This window comes from Bartonella sp. HY761 (assembly GCF_026743145.1).
Classification (GTDB): domain Bacteria; phylum Pseudomonadota; class Alphaproteobacteria; order Rhizobiales; family Rhizobiaceae; genus HY038.
On record NZ_CP104887.1, the window covers coordinates 2,148,365 to 2,160,452 of the forward strand.

Annotated in this window: 11 protein-coding genes; 7 read left to right on the top strand and 4 right to left on the bottom strand. The window is 39.8% G+C overall.

All coding sequences use genetic code 11. From position 1 onward, the window contains the following. The first annotated feature begins 297 nt into the window (after nt 1-297). The gene (locus N6A79_RS09310; RefSeq protein WP_182417357.1) at nt 298-621 is read left to right on the top strand and encodes an ArsR/SmtB family transcription factor; all 324 of its coding nucleotides are present in this window, start codon (nt 298-300) and stop codon (nt 619-621) included. Nucleotides 622-790: 169 nt separating this feature from the next. Here the strand turns inward: N6A79_RS09310 and N6A79_RS09315 are convergent, their stop codons facing one another. Together N6A79_RS09315 and serB are read right to left on the bottom strand one after the other, a co-directional pair. Further along, nucleotides 791-1,321, bottom strand: a complete 531-nt coding sequence (locus tag N6A79_RS09315) for a GNAT family N-acetyltransferase (protein WP_268545720.1) — start codon at nt 1,319-1,321, stop codon at nt 791-793. Nucleotides 1,322-1,478: 157 nt separating this feature from the next. Beyond that, entirely contained in the window at nt 1,479-2,378 is a 900-nt protein-coding gene (gene serB / locus N6A79_RS09320; RefSeq protein WP_268545721.1) for a phosphoserine phosphatase SerB, read from the bottom strand. On the opposite strand from serB, the gene miaA reads away from it, so the two are divergent. The 5 genes from miaA (at nt 2,377) to N6A79_RS09345 (ending at nt 7,076) form a co-directional block, all read left to right on the top strand. Then, nucleotides 2,377-3,321: a tRNA (adenosine(37)-N6)-dimethylallyltransferase MiaA gene (miaA, locus tag N6A79_RS09325; RefSeq protein WP_268545722.1), complete on the top strand. Its 945-nt coding sequence runs from the start codon at nt 2,377-2,379 to the stop codon at nt 3,319-3,321. The two genes, serB and miaA, sit on opposite strands and share 2 nt — an antisense overlap. A 10-nt stretch (nt 3,322-3,331) precedes the next feature. Next, entirely contained in the window at nt 3,332-3,583 is a 252-nt protein-coding gene (locus N6A79_RS09330) for a hypothetical protein (RefSeq protein WP_268545723.1), read from the top strand. Nucleotides 3,584-3,926: 343 nt separating this feature from the next. Further along, the gene (locus N6A79_RS09335; protein WP_268545724.1) at nt 3,927-5,726 is read left to right on the top strand and encodes an acetolactate synthase 3 large subunit; all 1,800 of its coding nucleotides are present in this window, start codon (nt 3,927-3,929) and stop codon (nt 5,724-5,726) included. Nucleotides 5,727-5,818: 92 nt separating this feature from the next. Further along, nucleotides 5,819-6,391 (top strand): acetolactate synthase small subunit, encoded by a 573-nt coding sequence (gene ilvN, locus N6A79_RS09340; protein ID WP_182417364.1) that lies wholly within the window; start codon nt 5,819-5,821, stop codon nt 6,389-6,391. 214 nt (nt 6,392-6,605) lie between these two features. After that, complete coding sequence (locus N6A79_RS09345; protein WP_268545725.1) at nt 6,606-7,076, top strand: DUF2262 domain-containing protein; 471 nt, start codon at nt 6,606-6,608, stop codon at nt 7,074-7,076. Nucleotides 7,077-7,161: 85 nt separating this feature from the next. Here N6A79_RS09345 and N6A79_RS09350 read toward each other — a convergent pair whose 3' ends face one another. Together N6A79_RS09350 and N6A79_RS09355 are read right to left on the bottom strand one after the other, a co-directional pair. Then, nucleotides 7,162-8,742, bottom strand: a complete 1,581-nt coding sequence (locus tag N6A79_RS09350) for an esterase family protein (RefSeq protein WP_268545726.1) — start codon at nt 8,740-8,742, stop codon at nt 7,162-7,164. Nucleotides 8,743-8,747: 5 nt separating this feature from the next. Beyond that, nucleotides 8,748-10,949, bottom strand: a complete 2,202-nt coding sequence (locus N6A79_RS09355) for a TonB-dependent siderophore receptor (protein ID WP_268545727.1) — start codon at nt 10,947-10,949, stop codon at nt 8,748-8,750. A 145-nt stretch (nt 10,950-11,094) separates the two neighbouring features. Here N6A79_RS09355 and N6A79_RS09360 point away from each other — a divergent pair, with 145 nt between their 5' ends. Further along, nucleotides 11,095-11,970, top strand: a complete 876-nt coding sequence (locus N6A79_RS09360; RefSeq protein ID WP_268545728.1) for a helix-turn-helix transcriptional regulator — start codon at nt 11,095-11,097, stop codon at nt 11,968-11,970. Nucleotides 11,971-12,088: the final 118 nt, after the last annotated feature.

The following is a 12,088-nucleotide window of genomic DNA, read 5'->3' on the forward strand; positions in this document are numbered from 1 at the left end:
AAAAAATAAAATAGATGTCGGTAATTGATAAACTTCATTTGACAATAATACACGAATTAAATATCAATAAGATTAGTTAATGTTTTTTATCGGGGCAATAGGAATAGCTTATAATAAAGGCTATTTTAAAAAACATTAATTAAAATTGGCTAGCGGTGGGGTGTGCTTTTTAGTACATAAGCCTTTATTATCAATTCACTTGTTTTAGTCATCTGAATTGGGGGCTAGTTATCTTGATGGGATGTCTATGCTTGTGCATAGCCATTCATTGAAACATTCTGCTTGATGGATAACTGAATGACAAACAAACTTGCATTTAAAAATTTGGTTTTGAACACGGATAAGGCTAGCGGCCTTTTGACGGCAATGGCCAATGAAAAACGACTACAAATATTGTGCGAATTATCAGATGCAGAGCTTTCTGTTGGAATGCTTGCCGAAAAAGTGGACTTAAGTCAGTCTGCGCTTTCGCAGCATCTAGCTAAATTGCGTGCACTCAAACTCGTTACAACACGACGTGATGCGCAAACAATTTATTACTCAGTTGCATCACCAATGATAACACCAGTATTAACGACATTGGAAACAATGTTTGCACGCAAACCATCTGTTAAAAATTAATTTTTCAAGCAAAAATATATTTTTTTAGATGACCGTTTATCCGTGTGTAAACGATAACAATATTGCCCAGCATTTTTTTGTTGGGCAATATTATTTGCCTCCACATATACTCATTACAACAATATCTATCCTTCATTTTCCTGAAAGTTAAGACAATTCATAGCCAAGATCATTTATGGACCGCAAAAATGCGATGAGGCTTTAAATGAGCATGGTTATCAGGAACCTTGGGGTGAATAAAGCGCTTTTCTAATAATTCACGCATGCCCAATTTTTGCATTAACCCAAGTGAAGGCAAATTGACAGCAGCAGTAAAAGCAATAATCTCATTGACAGCAAGACGCTGAAAGCCATCATTCATGATATGTTGGGCTGCCTCAAAAGCAAAGCCTCGGCGCTGAAATTCAGGCAAAATACGCCATGCTATTTCAATTTTTCCAGCTGGTATTATTGGTATTAAGTGCACCTCTTGCAATCCACATAGGCCAATAAGTCTACCTGATGCCTTGTCTTCTAAGGCATAAATCACAAAACTAGTTTTTTCATTATTTTCACGTATTTGGTGAAATTTTTCAAATGCTTCTTGCTCATCTAACCGCTTTGGGAAAAACTCCATAACATTTGGATCATTATTTAAGCGATAAAAGGCTAAAAAATCAGCATCCTGCCAATTACGAATAATCAAGCGGGCTGTCTCCATTTATCTTATCTTTCTATTATTCTATATCTTTATCGAAATGCAAAATATTGATGAGATTGATCTTCTACACTCTATGTGGTGAAAAAAGCAGCTAATTTTTAACTACTCAAAAATAGTGTAAAAGCGCATTTTACTGCGCTCTATTTTTCAAAAATAATTAACCTTTAAAATCCGCCATTCGATAACCTTGAATATATAAAAGTGCAGTAAGGTCGCTATAGTCAATTCGCATGGAAGCAGCTTCTGCAACAACGGGTTTTGCATGTAGTGCAACGCCAGAGCCTGCGGCTTGCAACATAGCCAGATCATTAGCGCCATCACCGACTGCCATTGCTTCAAGCGGGGTAATACTCAAGCGGTTACAGATTTCTAATAATTTATCAAGTTTTGCTTGTTTGCCTAAAATCGGTTCTTGTACAATACCAGTGAGATTTTCACCATCATGCAATAATTGATTAGAATTGTGCTCATTAAAGCCGATTTTTTCACCAATGACAGAAGTAAACAACGTAAAGCCACCCGATACCAAAGCAGTATAAGCACCATTTGCCCGCATTGTTTGTATGAGTTCACGCCCACCTGCCATGAGGCTAATGCGCTCCTTAATAACTTTGTCAATGATTGTAAGCGGTAAACCTTTTAATAAAGCTACACGCTCGCGTAATGCGGGTTCAAAAGCAATCTCACCATTCATTGCACGTTTTGTAATGTCGGAAACATGATCGCGAAGCCCTGCTTCCTCTGCAAGCTCGTCAATACATTCTTGCTCAATCATGGTAGAATCCATATCAGCAAGTAACAATTTCTTGCGGCGTTTTTCTACTTTTTGCACAACTACATCGATTGGCTCCCCATCAAGACTTTCCAGTAAAGTTTGATAGGCTTCCTCTTGCGATATGCCTTGCTTTAATGGCATATCAAGAGCAATATTATCAGCAAGCCAATAAATAGCACTTGCATTAACACTTTGTGAGGCTTTTTCAGCCAATGCAGGTGTTAAAACTGGATCAACCGGATTGGCAATGAGCGTAGCAATAAGAGGTTCACTATTAGGCATGGATCAGAACTCCGCGAACACGCAAAAAAACAATGTTATTTTGATAGCTGGTCCGACAGCCAGCGGCAAGTCACAATTAGCAATTGATCTAGCTTTAGCCTATGATGGTGTCATCATTAACACAGATTCCATGCAGATTTATGATGTTTTAAATCTTTTAACCGCACGCCCCTCGCCTCGCGAACTCGCGCAAGCACCTCATCATCTTTATGGACATGTTTCCCCTAAGCTATTTTTTTCTACTGGCCACTGGTTAGAAAATGTTCAACAACTTTTATACGATAATCAAATCGCCAACAAAACGCTCATTTTTGTAGGTGGTACAGGTCTTTATTTTCGCGCGCTAATCGGCGGCGTTGCACAAATGCCAGAAATACCAAATCATATTCGTGAAAAATGGCGTAATGCTTTAATTGAAAAAGGCGCTCCAACTTTACATGAAGTTTTAAGCACTGAAGACCCAATAACCGCAGAGCGCCTTAATCCAAATGACGGACAACGCATTGCAAGGGCTTTAGAAATCATTGAGGCGACCCAAAAATCTATAACTTGGTGGCAGGCACAAAAGACACAGCCCTTAATCAATGCTGAAAATGCGATTAAAATTGTCTTGGCACCCGAACGCCAAAGCAATAAAAGCCGTATCAGCTTGCGCCTTGATCAGATGGTAAAATTCGGTGCATTGGACGAAGTCGAGACGCTTTTAGCTCTTGACCTTGCGCCCTCAATGCCAGCAATGAAAGCTATTGGCGTGCGTGAGTTTTCTAATTTTTTAAGTGGCAAAGCCCCATTGAATGAAGCGTTAGAGCGGGCAAAAATTGAAACCTACCAATATGCCAAACGACAAATGACATGGTTTCGCAATCAATTTAAAGAGGATTGGCAGCATTTTGAAAGTAGCGACAAAGCATTTATTTCTTTAAAAAATCTGATGGGTAGTTAAAGCGCTAATTATGAATGCAATCAATCTTGGCAGTGAAGCAGATAAAGCATTAATATTAAAAATCAAACGATATTTGCATGATAAAAATGCTACTCTTGTAAAACATGATTGGGGGGTTGCGGGATCTCAAGAAATTGAGACATGGCTATTTTGTATTGATAATCAAGAAATTAAAATAGAGCTTGAGACCTATGAAGGAATTATGGCTTATGGTACACCCCAAACTTTGAAAGCTTTACTTACCTATTTAGCAAAATGTTAAAAAAACTTGGTTTTTAACTTAGCTTCGTAAAAAGTCGACATGGTAAGAGTACATATTGAATGTTCACTTTTTAATTATGTCGTTTATCATCAAGCAGAAATATAAACTTATTTTATGCAGAATAGATTTATCCAAATAATAAAATTACATAAAAATAGTTATTGACGAATGGAAATTACGCGAATATGCTATTTTCATGAAAAAGTTTCTTATTATTCTTGTGGTGTGGATGCGCATGGAGCTGGTGGTGTAACCACCCGGCACAAGCCTCCCATGCGCAAAACCAGGCTCCCACAAGGGAGCCTTTTTTATTTTTAATATCAGCAAAAAACGAGTAACAGCAATGATAAACGACCAAAAACCGAAAAAGACAAGAGATGGGCAGGAAATGTCAGGGGCGGAAATCGTAGTTCAGGCGCTTATTGATCAAGGTGTCGAACATATTTTCGGTTATCCGGGCGGTGCTGTACTTCCAATTTATGATGAAATTTTCCAGCAGGAAACATTCCAACATATTTTGGTTCGCCACGAACAAGCAGCAGGACATGCTGCGGAAGGCTATGCTCGTTCAACAGGTAAAGTCGGTGTCATGCTGGTAACATCGGGTCCTGGAGCAACTAACGCCGTCACACCACTACAAGATGCTTTAATGGATTCTATTCCCCTTGTTTGTATTTCAGGACAAGTTCCAACTTCATTAATTGGCACAGACGGTTTTCAAGAAGCCGATACCGTTGGCATTACCCGTCCTTGCACCAAGCATAATTGGTTGGTGAAAAATGTAAATGATCTTGCAAAAACAATCCATGAGGCATTTCACATTGCACGCACTGGCCGCCCCGGACCTGTGCTTATTGATGTGCCAAAAGATATTCAATTTGCAACAGGTATTTACACAGCACCAAAATCTATGCCGCGCACTAGCTATCAGCCCGTGCTTGATGGCGATGCTACTGCCATTGAATATGCGGTTCAGCTTCTTGCAGAAGCAAAGAGGCCTGTAATCTATTCAGGCGGCGGCGTCGTGAATTCTGGGCCCGATGCGATTCGCCTATTGCGCGAAATGGTGGAATTTGGTGATTTTCCTATCACGTCAACCTTGATGGGGCTTGGCTCTTATCCGGCAACTGGTAAAAATTGGCTTGGCATGCTTGGTATGCATGGCACTTACGAAGCGAATATGACCATGCATGATTGTGATGTTATGGTAGCGATTGGTGCGCGTTTTGATGACCGCATCACTGGACGCGTTGATGCTTTTGCGCCCAATGCCCGTATTATCCATATTGATATTGATGCGTCATCTATTAATAAGAATATCCGTGTTGATGTGCCAATCATTGGTGATGTTGCCCGCGTATTGGAAGACTTGATGCGCCGCTATCGCGCAGTTCAACCAAAACCCGATGCACAATCACGCGCGCAATGGTGGCAAGAAATTAACAAATGGCGCCGCCGCAATTCACTTGCCTATCGCGAAAACCGCGATGTCATCATGCCGCAATATGCGATTGAGCGCCTTTACGAGCTTACCAAGGAACGCATCCCCTATATCACCACTGAAGTTGGTCAACATCAAATGTGGGCGGCGCAATATTTTGGTTTTGACAAACCAAAGCATTGGATGACTTCAGGTGGGCTTGGCACCATGGGCTATGGTTTTCCTGCGGCAATCGGTGTGCAAATTGCCCATCCTGATGATTTGGTTATGTGTATTGCAGGTGACGCATCTATCCAGATGAACATTCAAGAATTAAGTACCGCTATCCAACATAATGCTGCGGTAAAAGTATTTATTTTGAACAATCATTATATGGGCATGGTGCGCCAATGGCAGCAATTATTGCATGGCAACCGCCTTTCCAATTCCTATACTGAGGCTATGCCAGATTTTGTGAAACTAGCTGAAGCCTATGGCGCAAAAGGCATTGAATGCAGCAAACCAAGCGAACTTGATGATAAAATCATTGAAATGATCGAGACTGATGGTCCAGTTATCTTCAATTGTAATGTGGTTGCGCTTGAAAATTGTTTCCCGATGATACCATCAGGGCGCGCGCATAATGATATGCTCTTGCCAGATGAAGCAACCGATGAAGCTGTAGCCAACGCCATTGATAGCGAAGGACGCGCACTCGTCTAATATTGAAACACAAAAGCCTTGGCGCTGATCAATTTGGCGCCAACACTGTTTTTCAAAACCTATTTATAGCATTTGCTAGAAAGAATAAGACCATGAATACCCAAAGTCTTAAATTCGGTTCAGCTTATTTCATCGAGGCTGATAATGATCCCTTGGAAAAGCACACATTAGCGGTTTTGGTTGATAATGAGCCCGGCGTTCTTGCGCGTGTCATCGGCCTATTTTCCGGTCGTGGTTATAACATTGAGAGCCTTACTGTTTCTGAAACCGAGCAAGAGCAACACCTATCGCGCATCACGGTGGTAACACGCGCAACACCGCATGTTATTGACCAAATTCGCCATCAATTAGAACGCATCGTGCCCGTTCACCGCGTAATCGACCTTGAGGAGCGCGCTAAGGAATTGCGTCAAGATGCACCGATCGAGCGCGAGCTTGCACTTGTTAAGGTGTCCGGCAAAGGTGTTGACCGCGTTGAGGCCTTGCGCCTTGCCGATGCGTTTCATGCCAAAGTCGTTGATGCCACCGTTGATCATTTTATTTTTGAAATAACCGGAAAATCGTCAAAAATCGATCAATTTATTTCAATCATGCGCCCATTAGGTCTTATCGAAATTTGTCGCACGGGTATTGTTGCGATGAATCGCGGCGTGCAAGGCATGTAGTTTTGCTTAAATAGCCTAAGATTGACATAAATATTAAAGGAGTGTTTTTTGATAAGATCAATGAGCACTCTTTTTTGTATTGAGCGCATTTGATTTTTAAAAAATCAAATGATCAAGACGAACGATGATAAATAATGACATACCTCTCTTTCAGGCTTTCAAATGCAAGGTGTATATAAGTGAGGTTTTCAAATTTTTATAAAGGGAATAAGTGATGCTTGATGATGAAGATAAAAGGGAATTTACTGACCCATATTTTGGGACCTTTAAATATGATTATCAAATGGACGCTTTTGAAAGTTGGTTAGACAATGAAATACCTGATTGTTGTTTTCAAATTCCGTCACGTGAATTCTTGGAGGAGTTAGATTATCTTGCTGGTCCAAACTCAACAAAAATAGCGGAAGCAAAAACCTTTGCCTGCAACAAGTTGTTACCCCTTGCCAATGAATGGGCGCAACAAGCAGCTGACTGGGCCAAAGAAGAAGGTGATGAGGCTAATAGTAAAGTAGTCCCTATCAACCAAACAACTTTTGTTGAAACTCTACGATTAACAACCGTTGATATTAATAATATGGTTGAGTTTCAAATTTGGTTCGCCTGTGAAAACGAAATGTTCACAGAACATGGTATTTTGGTAAGCGGTGATATTGAAAATGGCTTTATCGATGCCACTATCGTTTAAAATTTTTATTCGTAAGCAATACTTCAAACCGCGGTCAATGATCCCTTGGCCGCTACTTTTGTTGGAAACTTAAATCATCATGATTTTATTTGGTAAATAAGGCAATAAGCCCATCTGAAATAGCCCCTTGCCAAACAATATAATCATGCCCGCCTGCATATTCGCGATAAAAATTTTCAATATTTTTTGCCGTTAAGACATGACGCAAATGGCGGTTTGCATCGAGTATGGATGCGGTGCCTCCGCTATGTCCCCCTTCAAATAGGCCCGCAGATAAAAACACCTTAATATGAGGTTTAAGATTTTTAGAAATTTGGCTCGCTATATATTCATTATCCTCAAGCGGAGCATCCTTTGGATGCCACCAATAAGAACCTGACATGCTTATAACATTGCCAAATAATTGCGGATAACGTAGCGCTGCCGACAGAGCCGCCAACCCGCCATAACTTGAGCCTGCCAAAACCGTATGAGATGGCTTTATTGTAAAGCCAGTTTTTTCATGGATAAAAGGTGATAATTCTTTAGCCATAAAATCGGCAAAATCTGGGTTAGCAGGCAATTCAATTGCTCGCGTTTCCCGATCAGGGTTTTCTATAAATACCGCAATGATCGGGGCAATTGCTTTTTGTGCAATCATATTATCTAAAATTTGCGGAAGGTTTACTTTGGTTTGATATTCACGACCATCAAAAACATATAATAATAATGGCTTACTATTTTTATCGACATTGGGCGATTGGTAAATACTAATAATGCGTTCATTTTTTAAGATATTGCTTTTAAAATTATAATTGGTAATTTTCCCTTTTTTTGCCCCTTGTTCATGAATAAAGGGTTGAGGTTCGGCACTGGGCAATTCAATGATAGATTCTTGACTATAGGCATCAATCGCATGTGCAGGAAAGTGCTGCGGATTATATGGATCAGCCTTAGCAGTTGCAATAATCGCCATGCGTTGTTCACGCGCATCACTTTCAATATAAGGAACATCAGCAGCAAGCTGGTAGGTTAAGCGCGTATCGCTTGGCACTTCAAAACTTTTATACCAAAGATCACTATGACCAAGGCGCAATAAATCCTCATGATCGCCAGAGGGTGCACCGAATAAGCGAACATTATTTTTGGCACCATAATAAAGAAAGGTCAAAATAAATCTATCGCCTTTCCCTTTTTCAATAAGCGGTGTTCCTTTATGCTTCTGTTGCTGCCAAAATTGCAAAACATTGTTGTTTTCATCGGCAGATTTCGCCAAATTTTTAATTAAAGGACTTAAATAGATCTCGCTGTCACTTGGTAAAACTGCCTTTGGCTGCGGCGCTAAAAATCGCGCCGCGGCTGAAAAATCTCCCTCATCTAAAATTGTTAGTTCAAGCTTAGTTGCCTTATCTAAAATAAAGCGCCGTGATATAGATCCGCTTTGCGCACTGGCAAGTTGGCGCAAAATATTATGATGATTATCAATAATATTGAGCTCAAAGCAGCCTTGTTTGCTTCCAACTTCTAAAATAACGTAATCACCATTTTGACCTTTTAATGGTAAAGTACGACTTTCGCCCTTTTTTAAATATTCTTGCAAAAGTAAGTCTTGGCTATGCACTAAAACCGGTAAGGATAAGACCAAAATTGCTGATAACAAAGGTAATGTAATAGCTTTAAACATCATAGCATTTACCATGTCTTTTTAAGGCTAGCGGTAAGTGTTCTGCCATCGCCATAAAAACATGCGAAATTATTGGCGCATGATGCAACATATTTTTTATTGCCAAGATTTTTGCCATTTATTTGCAAAGACAGTCCTTGTAATTCCGGTTTTATTTCGCCAAAATCGAAGGAAATCATTGCATCAATAAGCAAAGTTGAATCAACCTCAAAGGTGTTTTGATTATCTCCCCAGCTTTTACCAATATAGCGCAATCCACCGCCAAGTTTTAAACCCCGCAATTTTGTTTTATTAAAATCGTAATTTGCCCATAGGCTTGCTTGATGCTGCGGTATGCGTGATGGTGTTTTGTCAAGCTCGCTTGCTGTAATTGTTTCTTCAATAGTTGACTTAACATAGGAATATGAACCAATAAGCGCGAAATTTTGCGTAACCTCACCCCGCGCTGATAATTCAAAACCCTTATTGTGAACTTTACCAATTTGTTGATAAAGAGTTTCAGCTAATTGAGAATTCCATGAGCCTTGAACAATATTTTTTTGGGTTAAATCATAATAGGCAGCTGTCAGGGCGAGTGGTAAGCTATCTGGCACATATTTTATTCCAACCTCAATTTGTCTAGCATCGACAGGATCAAAAGCCGCCTGCCCGCCTTTAGGAGTGGTCAATGATGGTTCAAATGAGGTCGAATAACTAACATAAGGCGAGATACCATTATCAAAGGCATAAAGTGCGCCCAAACGCCATGTGAAAGCTTTGTCTTTATAGCGATAGTTTTTTTCATTTAAGTAATCATCAATATTGGTATTAGCCCAGTCATAGCGCATACCACCCATGAGATTAAGGCGTCCAAAGGCACTTTGGTCTTGTAAATAAATTCCTGTTTGGCGTGCTGATAGGTGCTCAAAACTGCTCAAAGGCATATCAATATTATTAAAGTCATAGTCACCATAAATTGGGTCAGTTAGTGAGATGGAAGGTACATTGCGATTACGCTGCCAAACGTAACTGCGCTTACGATAGCGGCTATCAATGCCAGCCAAAATTATATGCTCAAAATCACCTGTATTAAATTTTGCTTGAAGTTGATTATCACCCGCAAATTGCTTCCACTCGTCGCGGCCAGAGGAGGCGACCCTTGATATGAGTGTATTTAATCCTGTTTGCGGATCATTCATTAATGAACCCCAAACCAATAGGTTTTGGTCCATTTTAATTTCATGGTAACGAATTTTTTGGCGGACAGTAAATATATCATTGAACTCATGTTCAAATTCATAACCTACCCATGCTTGCTGCCTTTTAAAACGTTCAAAACTAGGATCAGATACAAAAAAATTACGCGGCACATAACCATAGCCATTAATCGGCTTTACAGTACCGGCAGCTTCTAAAAAGTTTCGAAAACCTGCTTTGGGTTCATATTGGTAGCCAGATAAGATTGTTAAGGTCGTTTGGGCATTTGGTTCCCAGCGAAGTGAAGGTGCTATTGCAAAGCCTTTTTTTCGGGCAAATTGCTCTTGTAGATCTGTTGTAAACCCCGTGCCAACTAAGCGATAAGAAAAATGACTATCCTTAGTAACCTTATCGCTAAGGTCAAACGACAGTCCATAAGCGTCGCGATTGCCAATGGATAATTCCATTTCACGTAATGGCATATCGGTTGGTTTTTTGGATATAGCATTAACGAGACCACCGGGATTGGTTTGCCCGTATAAAACGGAACTAGGCCCCGAAATTAACTCCACTCTTTCAAGTAAATATGGATTTATTTGCGCATAGGAAGAATCCCCCGATAATAATAGCCCATCAAGATAAATTGGCACATATGAAAAACCGCGCACAAAAACTTCATCGCGCAGATTAGATGCGCCACGATATTCGGCAAAAACGCCGGGGGAATATCTTAATGCTTCAGCAACCGATTGCACCGCTTGATCTTGCATTTGTTGATTTGTCACAATGTTGATAGTTTGTGGCGTTTTACTAATCGGCGTATCGGTCTTCATGGCCGACGTGCTTTGGCGCGCCACATAGGTTTTAACACCATCATCGCTTTCGCTATTAATAACAATTGTATCAAGCGCTTGATTATTTTCCAAATTTTCTTGTGCTTTTGATATTGCCGCAAAACTACAGCTTATTGCTAGAGCGACAACTAAGGCTGACATATGCCGAAGATTTTTGACGCGATTTATATTTTGTTTCATCTTTTACCCCGATCTATTTTCTGACCTTATCAGAAACTTGATCAAACTTGATTGACTTTATCAAGTATAAGCGTAAAGTTTACACCGTCACCCAAATATTATTGTTCGCAGGCGGCAAATAATTATTCAATAACGGCATTGGCTCATGAATTTTGTAAAAAAAGTGCCACAGCATATTTTTGTAGGTAGCCTTAATGGCGTTACATCGTGCAGTTCGGACGAAAATTACCATGAAATTTGGCCGAAATTCATGATAATGGTTTTCTTTACAGGAAGCCAAAAATTTGAAATCGATGGACAATTATTTTGCATTGATGCTGGCAATATTAAAAATAATTCACCAATTACCTTTATGATAAATATTGCACAGTTTAGTCAAATTCGCTTTTTTAATGATAGCCAAATTCCATTAAAAAAAGTTTTGATCTCTGCGCCTTTACCTTGGGTTGAAACTGTTTTTGACAAAAATGCGCCCGATATGCCTTTGATTACAGATTTTTTACAAGGCCACCTTAATCATTTTTCTTTTGCGCCTAATAATAGAATTATCGCTGCCGCCGAGCAAATTATTACGCCAACCCATTGCGTGAATAGTGAATTGATGAATTTGCGCAATAATGCCCTTGGTATGGATATAATTTATGAAGCGTGCACTCATTTTGTTACCAGCAAAAATAGTCAAAATGGTATAAAACCAATCAACAAGCGCGACCAAGACTTGGCAGAAAAAACCCGTGATTTTTTGCTTACGCATTTGACCGATTGCTTAACAATGAGCGAAATATCAAAGGCTATGGCGGCGAATATATCAAGCCTGCAGCGCTCTTTTAAAGCCCATTATCATGTGACGATTTTTGACTTTATTCGTAAAGAGCGGCTAGAAAAAGCGCGAATTTTACTAGAGACCCGCGGCATTGCAGTATCGCAGGCCGCCTATCTTACTGGCTATGATAGCCCAGCAAGTTTTACCACGGCCTTTCGTAAAGAATTTGGTGTAAGCCCTAAATATCACAAATCTTAACTATAAAATAGTTCAGGAATTATGCAACTTGGAATTGCTATTTTTTAAATTTAAATTGACTTTTGTTTTGCAGCAATACAAAAAATTAAATAACTTAATGAGCGTAATAGTAAATAAA